We start from the raw sequence: 14,002 nt of genomic DNA, 5'->3' as shown, positions 1-14,002 counted from the left end.
GTCTTGCGTTTCCGACTCTATCAGACTCTTTCGTGTCCGATTCCCCGTCGGAGCGGGGCCGCCTTCCAGTTCCTCGCTTTCGCGTTTCCCTTTCCAGCGATTCCGACTCTATCAGATCCTTTCGGGCCTGATTCCCAGTCAGAGTGGGCTGTCATCCCGGCCGTTGGGCCGTTCCGACGGGTGAGACTTTAGCGGAATCTGCTGCTCCGACGCTAATCGGGGCCGCATCCCTATCGAACGCGGATTCCTCATTCGCAAAAGCTCACGCAAAACAATGCGACACCAGTGGTCGCTCGCTTGTAGTGGGTCCTGCGGAATGACTGTCCGGGGACCGGCCTGGACCGGTGCTCACGTCGGACAGCTCGGAGAACATTACGGATCTGTGTTTGGCCTGTCAACTTGAGGGGTCGGCCGCTACTCTGAGGGCCATGACAACGCACACGTGCGACCTTCAGTGGTGGGCCGTCTGACGGCGGCCGCCCACACACGTGTGCACTCAACGGCCGCCGCTTCGGCGGCCGTTCGCGTTGCTCCCCTCGGGAAGCCGGCCGCTGGAGGCGGCGGCTCCGATCCGGAGGGTGATGAGAGAGATGACGCGGATCTTCAGCGGGGTCAAGCCGACGGGGCATCTGACGCTCGGCAACTACCTCGGGGCCGTACGCGGATGGGTCGAGGTTGATCAGCACCGGGCCGACGCGCTGTTCAGCGTGGTGGATCTGCACGCGCTGACCGTCGAACACGATCCCGCCCGTGTGCGCAGACTCAGCCGGCAGGCCGCCACGCTGCTGCTGGCGGCCGGGCTGGATCCCGCCCTGTGCGTCGTGTTCGTACAGAGCCATGTGGACGAGCACGCGCGGCTCTCGTATCTGCTGGAGTGCACCGCCACCGACGGGGAGCTGCGGCGCATGATCCAGTACAAGGAGAAGAGCGCACGGGCGCTGGCGTCCGGGGAGAGTGTGCGGTTCTCGCTACTGTCGTATCCGGCGCTGATGGCCGCGGACATCCTGGCCTACAGCACGGACGAGGTGCCGGTCGGTGATGACCAGACGCAGCATGTGGAGCTGACCCGGGATCTCGCGGTGCGGTTCAACCAGCGGTACGGGCATACGTTCACCGTGCCGAAGGCCACCCGGCCGCCGGTGGCCGCGCGGGTCATGGATCTCCAGGATCCGACGTCGAAGATGGGCAAGTCGCACGAGTCCGGCGCCGGGATCGTCTATCTCCTGGACGACGCCGATACGGCCCGGAAGAAGATCATGCGCGCCGTCACCGACAGCGGGCAGGAGGTCGAATACGACCCGGAGGCCAAGCCGGGGGTGGCCAATCTGCTGGAGATCCTCGCGGCGTGCGGTAACGGAAGCCCGGACGAGCTGGCCGGAGAGTACGACTCGTACGGCGCGCTCAAGAAGGACACGGCGGAGGCGGTGGTCGAGCTGCTGCGTCCGCTGCGCGAGCGGCACGCGGAGCTGGCCGCGGATCCCGGTTATGTGGACGGAGTACTCAAGGACGGAGCGGGGCGGGCCAGGGCGATGGCCCGCCCGGTGGTCGACGCCGCCTATCGGGCCATCGGGCTGCTGCCCGCCGAGTGAGATGACACCTGCTGAGTGGCCGCGTCCCGCCGGGTGTCAGCCGTTCCCGGTGGCCAGGGCGCGGCTGCGGTCGCGGGCCGCCTCGATCGCGGCGATCAGGGCGGCCCGTACACCGTGGTTCTCCAGCTCCCGGATGGCGCTGATGGTGGTGCCCGCCGGGGAGGTCACGGCCTCGCGGAGCTTCACGGGGTGTTCGCCGCTGTCGCGCAGCATCACGGCGGCGCCGATGGCGGCCTGGACGATCAGTTCATGGGCCTGGGCGCGGGGCAGGCCGAGGAGGATGCCGGCGTCGGTCATCGCCTCGACAAGGAAGTAGAAGTACGCCGGGCCCGAGCCGGAGAGGGCGGTGGCCGCGTCCTGCTGGGACTCGGGGACACGGAGCGTCTTGCCGACGCCGCCGAAGATCTCTTCGGCGTGGGCGAGATGGACGGCGAGGGCATGGCTGCCCGCGGAGATGACGGACATGCCCTCGTCCACCAGCACGGGGGTGTTGGGCATGACGCGTACGACGGGGGTGCCCGCGGTCAGGCGCTCCTCGATGAACGCGGTGGTGATACCGGCGGCGGCGCTGATGATCAGACGGTCGGTGGTGACATGCGGGGTGAGTTCGTCGAGCAGCTTGCCCATGTCCTGCGGCTTGACGGCGAGGATGAGGATGTCGGCGCGCTTGGCGGCGTCCGCGTTGGTGACGGTCTCGACGCCGTACCGGTCGCGCAGCTCCTCCGCCCGGTCGGCGCGGCGGGTGGTGGCCAGCAGGTCGGCGGCTCGCCAGCCTGCCCGGATCATGCCGCTGAGCAGGGCCTCGCCAATCTTTCCGGTACCGAGGACTGCGACTGTCTGGGGCATTGCGGGGTCACCTCGCCGGTGGGGATGTGTGCTGTTTTCCTTCTTGCTGTCCTTCCTGATCCATCCTCGCACCGGGGCGGGGAGGCGCGCGGGACGTGTCCGAGGAGCGGTACGGCGCGGAGGGTCGGCGGTGACCGGCCCTCGTCGGTTCGGTTACGCCGTCCGGCGGCGCAGGGTCGCCGCGCCCAGAGCGAGTACGAGCGCGGCGCAGCCGGCGACGATCACGGCGTCGCGGACGAAGTCGCCGGTGATGTCCGTATGGCGCAGGACCTCGTTCATGCCGTCGACGGCGTAGGACATCGGCAGGACGTTGGAGATCTCCTCCAGGACGGGCTGCATGTTCGGGCGCGGGGTGAAGAGGCCGCAGAGGAGGAGCTGCGGAAAGATCACCGCGGGCATGAACTGCACGGCCTGGAACTCGGACGCGGCGAAGGCGGAGACGAAGAGGCCGAGTGCCGTGCCGAGCAGGGCGTCCAGGAGTGCGACCAGTAGGAGCAGCCAGGCGGATCCCACCACTTCCAGGCCGAGGGCCCACACCGCGAGGCCGGTGGCGAGGACGGACTGGACGATGGCGAGCAGGCCGAAGGCCAGGGCGTACCCGGCGATCAGGTCGGCCTTGCCCAGGGGCATGGCGAGCAGCCGTTCCAGGGTGCCCGAGGTGCGCTCGCGCAGGGTGGCGATCGAGGTCACCAGGAACATCGTGATCAGCGGGAAGATGCCGAGCAGCGAGGCGCCGATGGCGTCGAAGGTGCGGGGGCTGCCGTCGAACACGTAGCGGAGCAGGAAGAGCATCACGCACGGGACGAGGATCATCAGCGCGATCGAGCGGGGGTCGTGGCTCAGCTGGCGCAGCACGCGGGCGGCGGTGGCGAGGGTGCGGGCGGCGGATATCGGGGCCGCGGTGGTGCGTGATGGACGCGTGGTGGCCGAGGTCGCCTTCGTACCGGGGGTCGCGGGCGTCGTATCACCGGGGGTCGCGGGGGTCGTGTTGGTCATCGGGCGCTCTCCTGGAGTGCGTTGGCCTCGTCGACCAGGTGGAGGAAGGCCGCTTCCACGGTCTCCGCGTGGGTACGGGCGCGCAGGGCGTCCGGGGTGTCGTCGGCGAGGATCTCGCCGTCGCGCATGAGGAGGAGGCGGTGGCAGCGTTCGGCCTCGTCCATGACGTGGGAGGAGACGAGGATCGTCGCGCCGCGCCCGGTGGCGATGCGGTGGAAGAGGTCCCACAGATCGCGGCGCAGTACGGGGTCGAGCCCGACGGTCGGTTCGTCGAGGACGAGCAGTTCGGGGGTGCCGAGCAGGGCGACGGCGAGGGAGACCCGGCTGCGCTGGCCGCCGGAGAGCCTGCCCGCGAGTGAGTCGGCGTGGGAGGCGAGGTCGACGTCCCCGATGGCCCGGCCGACCGCTTCGCGGCGGGCGTCACGGCGGGACCGTCCCGGATCGAGCACGGCGGCGAAGTAGTCGAGATTCTGACGCACCGTCAGATCGTCGTAGACGGAGGGCGCCTGGGTGACATAGCCGATCCTGGCGCGCAGCGCCCCGTCGCCCGCGGGCAGGCCGAGGACGTCGAGGGCGCCGGTGACCTTGGCCTGGGTGCCGACGATGGCGCGCATCAGGGTCGACTTGCCGCAGCCGGACGGGCCGAGCAGACCGGTGATCCGGCCCGGCGGCACGGCGAAGTCGAGACCACGCAGGACCGTGCGGTCGCCTCGTCGGACGGTGAGACCGCGGGCGCGAATGGCGCCCTCAGTAAAATTCATCATGTGATGAATAATGAGCACGGCCGATGCGCTCGTCAAGCGCGGACGGAGACCGTCAGCTCGACGGCATATGCCTCCTCGACGGTCCCGTCCGGGAAGAGCCCGAGCAGCTCTGCCCGCTCGTCCGCGAGGAAGCCGGCCGCGGCCTGTCCGCCGTGCATACGGAAGACGGAGTGGCTGCCGAGATTGGCGAGGTGGGTGTCGAGGGGGACGCGCCGGGTCCAGGCGATACGGCGCTCCGCGCGGTCCATGGCGGCCGGCAGATTCCGCGCGCGACCGGTGGCGCTGTGGGCGCCGTGGTGTACGTCGCCGGCCCAGCGGCGGATCCGTTCGGCCTGGGCCGCGATCCAGGGCACCTCGCTGTCCGAGATGTTCCACCAGAGGGCGAGCGCGCCACCGGGTCGCAGGACCCGCAGGGCTTCTGGCACGGAGCGGGCCGGGTCGGTCCAGTGCCAGGACTGGGCGTAGGTGATGAGGTCGGCGCAGCCGTCGGCGAGGGGCAGCGCGTCGCCGAGGCCGCGGACGAGCGGAACGCCGGGGGCGGCGCGGTGCAGCCGGGCCGCCATCTCCGGTCCTGGCTCGACGGCGGTGACCAGGGCGCCGCGTGCGCGCAGCAGGCGCGTGGCGATACCGGTGCCGGCGCCCACGTCGATGACGCGGGAGCCCTGGAGCGGGCGGCCGGTCAGTTCCTCGATGGCGTCGAAGAGGGCGGGCGGATAGCCGGGGCGTGCCGCGTCGTACTGATCGGCCACGGCGTCGAAGGAGAGGGCGCGTTCGCGTTCGGTCATGCGCCCATCCTGGCGGCCCCCGGGCGCGCCCGGGGGTTGGCTGCCCGGGCTTGTTCGGCCGGGCAGCAGGCCCTAGGTGCGCTTGGGCTTCTTGCCCTTGCCGTCGCGGCGGGCGGCCGGGTTTCCGGTGCGGGTGGTGCGTCGGCGCTCGTACTGGACGACGGCCGTCTCGTACTCCCCTCGGCGCAGCCCCTCGCCCGGCGCCTCGACGAGGGAGCGCAGGAAGTACGCGACCAGTGAGCCGATGAAACCGATCGTCTTGACGCTGCGCAACGCCTCCTCGCGGGCCGGATCGGCCGGGCGGCGCTGGAAACCGTCCCAGGTCCTGCGGAACGCGATGGCGCCGCACACCGAGAAGACCGCGATGACGAGCACTCCGACGAACGCGCCCACGTCCGCGATCTCCAGGCCCTCGTACGCGAAACGCAGCACGAGGCAGGCGGCGACGGTGGTGACGAGGGAGCCCGCGGCGACCACGACGCGGCGCAGTGCGTAGCCGCCGTCGTGGCCGACCCAGGTCGTACCGAAGAAACGGATGGCCTCGGGCTCGGGGCCGCCGTGACCGTGGTGCTCGGGGCGTACGGACTGTCCGGGCCGGACCGGCTGACCGGGGTGTACGGGGTGTACGGGGTGCTCGCTCACGCGGCGATTATCCCCGGTGCGCGTCACCTGGCCCGGTCAGCCCCCGTCAGTCCCGCCCGGTCACGCCCCGTCAGCCCCGCCCCGTCAGCCCCGGCACGCCCGGTCAGGCGCAGCGCTCCGCGACATAGCCGTCGCTGCCCGTGTAGACATACGCGTCCGAGACGAACTGTCCGTTGGCGATGTTGTCCCACAGGTTCGTCGTCCCGTACGGGCCGGCCACCGACTCCCCCGGCTTCTGGCAGTTGATCGGGACGCTCGCGCCGTACGGGAGCACCTTGACGAGCCGGTAGTTCGTGCCGGGGCCGCTGCGGACGTTCACGCGGTAGTCCGGATGGACCGCGTACCGCTTCGCCGCCATCGTCCCCACGGCCACCGCCGCCTCGGCGAGGGGCTCGGCCGATGCCTCCCCGGCGCTCACCACGGCATTGCCCCCGGCATTCCCCACACCGCTCTCAACCTCTTCGACCGTCATTCGGTCCTCCCCCTTCGAAGGTGCGTATCTCTGCGCCGCGCAGGCTAGCAACCCATGGCTTGATAGCACGCATCATCGACTAGGCTCCGTGCGTCGCGCTTGCGCACGAATACACGGGGGTGGGCGATGCCACCACTGCGCAACACCGGGTCGGCCCCGGAAGCGGAGCGTCCGGATTACGCCGGTCGCTACCTGCTCGAAGCAGCCCTGGGATCGGGCGGAATGGGCGTGGTCCATCTGGCCACCTCCGCTTCCGGGCTGCGTCTCGCCGTCAAAGTCATCCACACCAACCATGCGTCGGATCCCGAGTTCAGAGCCCGGTTCCGACAGGAGGTCGCCGCTGCCCGCCGGGTGAGCGGCGCCTTCACCGCGCCCGTCGTGGACGCCGATCCGGAGGCCGAACGGCCTTGGATGGCCACCCTGTTCATCGATGGCCCGACCCTCTCCGAGCGGGTGAAGCGGAACGGTCCGCTGGACGCCGGGGAATTGGCCAGGCTCGGCGCGGGGCTGGCCGAGGGGTTGCGGGACATCCACCGGGCCGGGGTGGTGCACCGCGATCTCAAGCCCAGCAATGTCCTGTTGGCGTCGGACGGTCCCAAGGTCATCGACTTCGGTATCTCACGCCCGACGGACAGTGATCTGCGGACCGAGACGGGCAAGCTCATCGGCACGCCGCCGTTCATGGCACCCGAGCAGTTCCAGCGACCGCGTGAAGTCGGGCCCGCCGCCGATGTGTTCGCCATGGGCGCGGTCCTGGTCCACGCGGCGACCGGGCGCGGGCCTTTCGACTCCGACAGCCCGTACATCGTCGCGTACCAAGTCGTGCACAACGAGCCGGACTTGGCGGGGGTCCCGGAGCAGCTGCTGCCGCTGATCACCCGCTGTCTGGCGAAGGAGCCGGCCGACCGGCCGACCCCGGACGAGATGATGGCCACGCTGCGGCCGTCGTCGGCACCGGGCGCGGACGGGCGGCGCGGGGCGCGGGTGCCGTCGTCCGGGGCGAGTGGGCTCCGGGCGAGTCCGCTCGTACCGGCGCAGCGCGTTCCCGACCGCGCCGAGAACGCGGATCCGGACCCCGCCACCCATGCCCGTCCCGCCGGGTCCCGGACACGGCAGCTCCGGATCAGGCCCCCGGAGGGCGCGGAGAGTACGGAGAGTACGGCCGACACGGAGCCTCACGGTGCCGCGGCGGAAAGCGGCCCGCCCGCGGCCCGCCCCCGTCGGCGGACCAGGCGCTGGGCTGCGATCGGTGTGGTGCTGGCAGCCGTGGCGGCGGCCGGTTTCGTCGGCGCACGCGCCTTGATGGACGACGCTGCCGACGACCCCGCGCGGCCGGCCGCGAACGGGCCCGACGGGACGTTTCGGCCCTGGCACATCAAGCTGCCGAACAGCGGCGGCGAGAATCTCATACCCGTCTGCTCGGCCGCCGAGGCGGCCGTCTACTGCACGGCTCCCGGCATCAAGGCGGCCAGGCTCGATCCCGCGGACGGTCACCTCGACTGGTCCATCAAGGGCGACAAGACCGGCGCGGCGGCCGACGCGGGCGCGGCGCCGGTTCTCTCGGGCGGGCTGCTGCATGTCGTCAGCCCCGGCGGGGCCCGGCTGGAGGCGCTCGATCCGGGCTCGGGCGCCACGCGCTGGTCCACCCCTCTCTCCTCGTACGCGGATGTCCGTCATGTCGGTGACACGGTGCTGCTCGTGTCCTACGACGGACGGGTACGGTCCCTGGACAGCGCGACCGGCGACGAGCGCTGGAGCCGGCAGCGCGGTGGGACCGGCACCGCCTGGACGGCGGCGAACGGCACCGACGGTGGCAGCGGCTCCGGCAGCGGCTCCGACACCGGCACCGGCAGCTCGGACGGCGGCGGTCCGCTGTTCGCCGCGACTCCGTCGTCCGACGGCGGGGCCACCGTAGTGAGCTCCATCGATCCGGCCGACGGCGCCGTGCGCTGGGAGAAGCGGCTGACGGGAAGCCTGATCCCGGCGGGCGCCTCGGGCGACGCGCTGTTCCTGCTCTCCGAGGACGCGGACGGCTATACGAACGAGGTCGTACGGATCGACGCGTCGACCCGTACCGTACGGCGCGTCCCGCTGGCCACGCCGGTCGACCAGGCACAGGCCACCGTGGCCGGTGACACGGTCTATGTCGTGGGGTACACGGGTTCACTGCTCGCCGTCGACACCGCCGGATCCGGCGGAGCGGGCCGATCGGGCCGGTCGGACGGAGCGGGCGGATCGGGCGGATCGGGCGGAGGCGAGAGCGTCGGTCTGCGCTGGCGGCTGGAGACGTCGGTCACCCGGGCGTCACGGCCCACCGCCGCCGGGAACCGCGTCTATCTCAGCGCGGGCGACGGGCGGCTGCTCGCCGTGGACGCCGAGCGCGGCGTACTGCTCGGGCAGACCAAGCCACGGATGGACGACGGGCCCCATACGCTCGCGCCCGCGCTGCCCGCGCCCGTCACCGAGCCCGGCACCGTCTTCGCCACCGCGCCCGACGGGTCCGTCTTCGCGGTCGACAGCCGGCAACCGGACCGGTGGTAGGCGCCTCCCGACGCTCCGCACGGTCCTTACGCTCCTCGGAAGAATTCTCTGGCGGCGATGTCGAGAACCCGGGCCCGGCTCCGTCCCCGAGGTGAACGCGACCACAATGGATCGCACCAGCACCGAGGAGGACCACCATGGCCAAGTACTTGCTGCTCAAGCACTACCGGGGCGCTCCGGCCCCGGTGAACGACGTGCCCATGGACCGGTGGACTCCGCAGGAGATCTCGGCCCATATGCAGTACATGCAGGACTTCGCCGACCGGCTGGAGGGAACCGGCGAGTTCGTCGAGGGTCAGGCGCTCGCCCCCGAGGGGACGTTCGTCCGCTACGACGGCGAGGGGCGCCCGCCGGTCACCGACGGCCCGTTCGCCGAGACCAAGGACCTCATCGCCGGCTGGATGGTGATCGACGTCGACAGCTACGAGCGCGCCGTCGAGCTGGCCGGGGAACTGTCCGCCGCCCCCGGCGCGGGCGGGAAGCCGATCCACGAGTGGCTTGAGTTGCGTCCGTTCCTGACCGCGCCGCCCACCATCACGGAGTGATCTCGGGATGAACGAGGCCCTGCTCCGGAGCCTCACGCCGGGCGTGCTCGGGATCCTCGTCCGCCGCGGAGCCGACTTCGCGGCGGCCGAGGACGCCGTACAGGACGCGCTGATCGAGGCGATCCGCGTCTGGCCGGCCGGCCTGCCACGGGACCCGAAGGGCTGGCTGGTCACCGTGGCCTGGCGCCGCTTCCTCGACGCGACCCGCGCGGACACCGCCCGCCGCCGCCGTGAGGACCTCGTGGACGAGCAGCCGGCGCCAGGACCCGCGCCCGCCGTGGACGACACGCTCCAGCTCTACTTCCTGTGCGCCCACCCGTCGCTGACGCCTTCGTCCGCCGTCGCGCTCACGCTGCGCGCTGTCGGCGGACTGACCACCCGCCAGATCGCCCGGGCCTACCTGGTGCCCGAGGCGACCATGGCGCAGCGCATCAGCCGGGCGAAGCGCACCGTCTCCGGCATACGGTTCGACCGGCCGGGCGATGTCTCCACCGTGCTGCGCGTCCTCTACCTGGTGTTCAACGAGGGCTACTCCGGTGACGTCGACCTCGCCACCGAGGCCATCCGGCTCACCCGGCAGCTCGCGGCCACGATCGACCACCCCGAGGTGGCGGGGCTGCTCGCCCTCATGCTGCTCCACCACGCCCGGCGCGCGGCACGGACCGCGCCCGACGGGGGCCTGGTGCCGCTCGCCGAGCAGGACCGCGGCCGGTGGGACACCACATCGATCGCCGAGGGCATCGAGATCCTTCAGGCGGCGCTCGCCCGCGACCGGCTGGGGGAGTTCCAGGCCCAGGCCGCCATCGCGGCGCTCCACGCCGACGCGCCCACCGCCGAGGAGACCGACTGGGTGCAGATCGTCGAGTGGTACGACGAACTCGCGCGTCTGACCGACAGCCCGGTCGTCCGGCTCAACCGCGCGGTGGCCGTCGGCGAGGCGGACGGACCGCGCGCCGGCCTGGCCGCGCTCGCGGCGCTGGACGACTCACTGCCCCGCCACACCGCGGTGGCGGCGTATCTCCACGAACGCGACGGCGACCCGGCGAGGGCGGCACGGCTGTACGCCGAGGCCGCCCAGAAGGCACCGAACCTCGCCGAGCGCGACCACCTGACGCGCCAGGCCGCCCGGCTCAACGCCCGCGGGGGCGCACGGCCGTCTCCGTAGCACGGCTGCGTAGAGTTACGTACGTTACGACCGGGAGCGGTCAGCCCAGGCGCGAGACGTCCCGGACCGCGCCCTTGTCCGCGCTCGTCGCCATCGCCGCGTACGCGCGCAGCGCCACCGAGACCTTGCGGTCGCGGGAAGCGGGGGCGTACACGCCGTTCAGCGCCGCACGGCGGGTGGCCAGTTCGTCGTCCGCGACGAGGAGCTCGATCGTACGGTTCGGGATGTCGATCCGGATCCGGTCGCCGTCGTGGACCAGCGCGATCGTGCCGCCCGAGGCCGCCTCCGGGGAGGCGTGGCCGATCGAGAGGCCCGACGTGCCGCCGGAGAAGCGGCCGTCCGTGATCAGCGCGCAGGACTTGCCGAGGCCCCGGCCCTTCAGATACGAGGTCGGGTAGAGCATCTCCTGCATACCGGGGCCACCGCGCGGGCCCTCGTAGCGGATGACGATGACATCGCCCTCGGCGATCTCCTTGCGGAGGATCTTCTCCACGGCGTCCTCCTGCGATTCGCAGACGACGGCGGGGCCCTCGAACGTCCAGATCGACTCGTCGACACCGGCCGTCTTCACCACACAGCCGTCGACGGCGAGGTTGCCCTTCAGCACCGCCAGGCCGCCGTCCTTCGAGTACGCGTGGGCCACGTCCCGGACACAGCCACCCGCGGCGTCGGTGTCGAGCGTGTCCCAGCGCTCGGACTGCGAGAAGGCCTCGGCGGAGCGGACGCAGCCGGGCGCCGCGTGCCACAGCTCGACCGCCTCGTCGGACGGTGAGCCGCCGCGGACGTCCCAGGTCTCCAGCCAGTCCTTGATGCTCGGCGAGTGGACGGTGTGCACGTCCTCGTTGAGCAGACCGCCGCGGTACAGCTCGCCCAGGATGGCGGGGATGCCGCCGGCCCGGTGGATGTCCTCCATGTAGTACGTACCGCCGGGGGCCACGTTGGGCGCGACCTTGGCCAGACAGGGCACCCGGCGCGAGACCGCGTCGATGTCGGCGAGGTCGTAGTCCAGCTCGGCCTCCTGGGCGGCGGCGAGCAGATGGAGGATGGTGTTGGTGGAGCCGCCCATGGCGATGTCGAGGGCCATGGCGTTGTCGAAGGCCGCCCGGGTGGCGATGGAGCGCGGCAGGACCGACTCGTCGTCCTGCTCGTAGTGGCGCTTGGTGATCTCGACGACCGTGCGGCCGGCGTTCTCGTACAGCGCCCTGCGCGCCGTGTGCGTGGCCAGCACCGAGCCGTTGCCCGGCAGGGAGAGGCCGATGGCCTCGGTCAGACAGTTCATCGAGTTGGCGGTGAACATGCCGGAACAGGAACCGCAGGTCGGGCAGGCGTTCTCCTCGATACGGAGGATGTCCTCGTCCGAGACGTTCTCGTTGACCGCGTCCGAGATCGCGTTGATCAGGTCGAGCTTGCGGACCGTGCCGTCCACCAGCGTCGCCTGGCCGGCCTCCATGGGTCCGCCGGAGACGAAGACCGTGGGGATGTTGAGGCGCATCGCGGCCATCAGCATGCCCGGGGTGATCTTGTCGCAGTTGGAGATGCAAATCAGCGCGTCCGCGCAGTGCGCCTCGACCATGTACTCGACGGAGTCGGCGATCAGATCGCGGGACGGGAGGGAGTAGAGCATTCCGCCGTGGCCCATCGCGATGCCGTCGTCGACGGCGATGGTGTTGAACTCGCGCGGCACGGCGCCCGCGGCCTTGATCGCTTCGGAGACGATCCGGCCGACCGGCGCGAGGTGGGTGTGGCCGGGCACGAACTCGGTGAAGGAGTTGGCCACTGCGACAATCGGCTTGCCGATGTCCTCGCTCGCTACGCCCGATGCCCGCATAAGGGCGCGTGCGCCCGCCATATTGCGGCCGTGGGTGACAGTGCGGGACCTCAGCTCGGGCATCGTCGCTCGCTCCTTCAGCAGAAATGACTTCTTCGAGCGTACGCCCCGGATCCAAGATCTGGACAGTGCGTCCGGCATGCGGAACCGCTGTTCAGCTTTCGGTCGGGCCTCGGTCGTCGGGACTGGTTCCTCGGGCCTCGGTCGCCGGGCCTCGGTCGCCGGGCCTCGCTCCTCAGGCCTCGGTCAGATAGCGCTGAAGCGTGGGCGCCACCATCGTGATGATCTCCTCGATGTCCGCCGACGCCAGCGGCTCCGCCTTGATCACATAGCGGAGCAGCGCGATCCCGATCATGTGCGAAGCGGCCAGCTCGGCGCGGAACGTGGGATCCGGTACGTCGAGTTCCTCCGCGATCCGCTCCAGCAGCCGCCGCAGGACGAACGTACGCAGCACCTTCGCCGCCGCCTCGTGCGTCAGCGCGGAGCGGATGATCGCCAGCAGCGGGGCCCGGGTCACCGGGTTCTCCCAGACGCCGATGAAGAAGCGGGCGAGCCGCTCCCCGATGCCGTCCGTGCCGTCGGCCAGCAGCGTGGGCAGCACCAGGGCCGGTTCGAACGAGACCTCGATGGCCGCCGCGAAGACCTCGTCCTTCGTACCGAAGTAGTGGTGGACGAGTGCCGGGTCGACCCCCGCCGCCTTGGCGATGCCCCGGATCGAGGTCTTGTCGTACCCGCGCTCGGCGAACTCCGTGCGGGCGGCGTCGAGGATCTTCTGCTGGGCGCTGGGGCCGGTCTCGGCCGCCTTGCGGGCGGGGCGGCCACGGCGGCGCGGAGCCGTGCCGTTCATGACGGGCGCGCTCCGGAGGAGCCGGTACGGGGCGATCGCGTCGCCGGGGACTGCTCCGCCCGCGTCCCCGAGGACGGCGCGGTGGAAGGGTCCGACGCGGACGAGGAGGACGGCGCGGGCGAGGAGGACGGCGCGGGCGAGGAGGACGGGGAGCACGGCGCGGACGGGGAGTACGGCGCGGCCAGATGCAGTCGGGCGAACGCCAGCGCCTCCGCAAGATCGGCTTCGCGCTCCGCGGCCGACATCGCGCGCCGCGTGTTCACCTCGATCACGACCTGCCCGTCGAATCCGTTGCCCGCCAGCCCGGTCAGCAGCTCGGCGCACGGCTGCGTACCCCGTCCAGGCACCAGATGTTCGTCCTTGGCCGACCCGTTGCCGTCCGCGAGATGGATATGCCCCAGCCGGTCGCCCATCCGGCCGATCATGGCCATGGCGTCCGTACGGGCGGTCGCGGTGTGCGAGAGATCGACGGTGAAGTGCCGGTAGTCGTACTTGGTCACGTCCCAGTCGGGCGCGTAGGCGAGCATCTCCCGGTCGCGGTAGCGCCACGGGTACATGTTCTCGACGGCGAACCGTACGTCCGTCTCCTCAGCCATCCGCCATATGCCGGTGACGAAGTCACGCGCGTACTGCCGCTGCCAGCGGAACGGCGGATGCACGACCACGGTGGAGGCGCCGAGCGTCTCGGCCGCCGCGCGCGCCCGCTGGAGCTTCACCCAGGGATCCGTGGACCACACGCGCTGGGTGATGAGCAGACAGGGCGCGTGTACCGCGAGTACGGGCACCTCGTGATAGTCGGAGAGCCGGCGCAGCGCCTCGATGTCCTGGCTGACGGGATCGGTCCAGACCATGACCTCGACACCGTCGTACCCCAGACGTGCGGCGATCTCGAAGGCCGTCGCCGTGGACTCCGGATAGACCGAAGCCGTCGAGAGCGCGACCTTCACATCCGGGATGCGCACCACAGGTTCTGCCACGGAGA

13 protein-coding genes are annotated in these 14,002 nt (G+C 71.2%); 4 read left to right on the top strand and 9 right to left on the bottom strand.

Annotated elements, in window-relative coordinates; genetic code table 11:
* Window positions 1–590 precede the first annotated feature (590 nt).
* Complete coding sequence (gene trpS, locus AB0M67_RS30005; RefSeq protein WP_365750538.1) at window positions 591–1,589, top strand: tryptophan--tRNA ligase; 999 nt, start codon at window positions 591–593, stop codon at window positions 1,587–1,589.
* Between the two features lie 36 nt (window positions 1,590–1,625).
* Here trpS and proC read toward each other — a convergent pair whose 3' ends face one another.
* The 6 genes from proC to AB0M67_RS29975 all read right to left on the bottom strand — a co-directional run bounded on the left by proC (window position 1,626) and on the right by AB0M67_RS29975 (window position 5,980).
* Complete coding sequence (gene proC / locus AB0M67_RS30000; RefSeq protein ID WP_365750514.1) at window positions 1,626–2,435, bottom strand: pyrroline-5-carboxylate reductase; 810 nt, start codon at window positions 2,433–2,435, stop codon at window positions 1,626–1,628.
* Window positions 2,436–2,588: 153 nt separating this feature from the next.
* Window positions 2,589–3,326 (bottom strand): ABC transporter permease, encoded by a 738-nt coding sequence (locus AB0M67_RS29995; RefSeq protein ID WP_365750536.1) that lies wholly within the window; start codon window positions 3,324–3,326, stop codon window positions 2,589–2,591.
* 101 nt (window positions 3,327–3,427) lie between these two features.
* Window positions 3,428–4,195, bottom strand: a complete 768-nt coding sequence (locus AB0M67_RS29990) for an ABC transporter ATP-binding protein (protein ID WP_365750512.1) — start codon at window positions 4,193–4,195, stop codon at window positions 3,428–3,430.
* A gap of 32 nt (window positions 4,196–4,227) precedes the next feature.
* Complete coding sequence (locus AB0M67_RS29985; RefSeq protein ID WP_365750510.1) at window positions 4,228–4,980, bottom strand: class I SAM-dependent methyltransferase; 753 nt, start codon at window positions 4,978–4,980, stop codon at window positions 4,228–4,230.
* A 72-nt stretch (window positions 4,981–5,052) separates the two neighbouring features.
* The gene (locus AB0M67_RS29980) at window positions 5,053–5,517 is read right to left on the bottom strand and encodes a hypothetical protein (RefSeq protein ID WP_365750534.1); all 465 of its coding nucleotides are present in this window, start codon (window positions 5,515–5,517) and stop codon (window positions 5,053–5,055) included.
* Between the two features lie 208 nt (window positions 5,518–5,725).
* Window positions 5,726–5,980, bottom strand: coding sequence for a peptidase (locus AB0M67_RS29975; RefSeq protein WP_365750532.1), 255 nt, complete (start codon window positions 5,978–5,980; stop codon window positions 5,726–5,728).
* Window positions 5,981–6,220: 240 nt separating this feature from the next.
* Between AB0M67_RS29975 and AB0M67_RS29970 the strand changes: the two genes are divergently transcribed.
* The 3 genes from AB0M67_RS29970 to AB0M67_RS29960 all read left to right on the top strand — a co-directional run bounded on the left by AB0M67_RS29970 (window position 6,221) and on the right by AB0M67_RS29960 (window position 10,345).
* The gene (locus AB0M67_RS29970) at window positions 6,221–8,635 is read left to right on the top strand and encodes a PQQ-binding-like beta-propeller repeat protein (RefSeq protein WP_365750508.1); all 2,415 of its coding nucleotides are present in this window, start codon (window positions 6,221–6,223) and stop codon (window positions 8,633–8,635) included.
* 137 nt (window positions 8,636–8,772) lie between these two features.
* On the top strand, window positions 8,773–9,180 hold the full coding sequence (locus tag AB0M67_RS29965; protein ID WP_365750506.1) for a YciI family protein: 408 nt from the start codon (window positions 8,773–8,775) through the stop codon (window positions 9,178–9,180).
* A 7-nt stretch (window positions 9,181–9,187) separates the two neighbouring features.
* The gene (locus AB0M67_RS29960; protein ID WP_365750504.1) at window positions 9,188–10,345 is read left to right on the top strand and encodes a DUF6596 domain-containing protein; all 1,158 of its coding nucleotides are present in this window, start codon (window positions 9,188–9,190) and stop codon (window positions 10,343–10,345) included.
* A 40-nt stretch (window positions 10,346–10,385) separates the two neighbouring features.
* Here AB0M67_RS29960 and ilvD read toward each other — a convergent pair whose 3' ends face one another.
* From ilvD to AB0M67_RS29945, 3 genes are all read right to left on the bottom strand, one after another.
* Window positions 10,386–12,236, bottom strand: coding sequence for a dihydroxy-acid dehydratase (gene ilvD, locus AB0M67_RS29955; RefSeq protein WP_365750502.1), 1,851 nt, complete (start codon window positions 12,234–12,236; stop codon window positions 10,386–10,388).
* 172 nt (window positions 12,237–12,408) lie between these two features.
* Entirely contained in the window at window positions 12,409–13,020 is a 612-nt protein-coding gene (locus AB0M67_RS29950) for a TetR family transcriptional regulator (protein ID WP_365750501.1), read from the bottom strand.
* Window positions 13,017–13,997, bottom strand: coding sequence for a sugar phosphate isomerase/epimerase (locus AB0M67_RS29945; RefSeq protein ID WP_365750499.1), 981 nt, complete (start codon window positions 13,995–13,997; stop codon window positions 13,017–13,019). Before AB0M67_RS29945 ends, AB0M67_RS29950 begins: the two co-directional genes overlap by 4 nt.
* Window positions 13,998–14,002: the final 5 nt, after the last annotated feature.

The sequence above is a fragment of the Streptomyces sp. NPDC051662 genome (assembly GCF_040681655.1).
Lineage (GTDB): Bacteria > Actinomycetota > Actinomycetes > Streptomycetales > Streptomycetaceae > Streptomyces.
This window is presented reverse-complemented; position numbering and strand designations above follow the sequence as displayed.

Coding starts and splice junctions, on each gene's coding strand:
- AB0M67_RS29985 (WP_365750510.1), bottom strand. CDS start 4,980: ATGACCGAACGCGAACGCGCCCTCTCCTTCGACGCCGTGGCCGATCAG.
- AB0M67_RS29950 (WP_365750501.1), bottom strand. CDS start 13,020: ATGAACGGCACGGCTCCGCGCCGCCGTGGCCGCCCCGCCCGCAAGGCG.
- proC (WP_365750514.1), bottom strand. CDS start 2,435: ATGCCCCAGACAGTCGCAGTCCTCGGTACCGGAAAGATTGGCGAGGCC.
- AB0M67_RS29960 (WP_365750504.1), top strand. CDS start 9,188: ATGAACGAGGCCCTGCTCCGGAGCCTCACGCCGGGCGTGCTCGGGATC.
- ilvD (WP_365750502.1), bottom strand. CDS start 12,236: ATGCCCGAGCTGAGGTCCCGCACTGTCACCCACGGCCGCAATATGGCG.
- trpS (WP_365750538.1), top strand. CDS start 591: ATGACGCGGATCTTCAGCGGGGTCAAGCCGACGGGGCATCTGACGCTC.
- AB0M67_RS29970 (WP_365750508.1), top strand. CDS start 6,221: ATGCCACCACTGCGCAACACCGGGTCGGCCCCGGAAGCGGAGCGTCCG.
- AB0M67_RS29990 (WP_365750512.1), bottom strand. CDS start 4,195: ATGATGAATTTTACTGAGGGCGCCATTCGCGCCCGCGGTCTCACCGTC.
- AB0M67_RS29975 (WP_365750532.1), bottom strand. CDS start 5,980: ATGGCGGCGAAGCGGTACGCGGTCCATCCGGACTACCGCGTGAACGTC.
- AB0M67_RS29965 (WP_365750506.1), top strand. CDS start 8,773: ATGGCCAAGTACTTGCTGCTCAAGCACTACCGGGGCGCTCCGGCCCCG.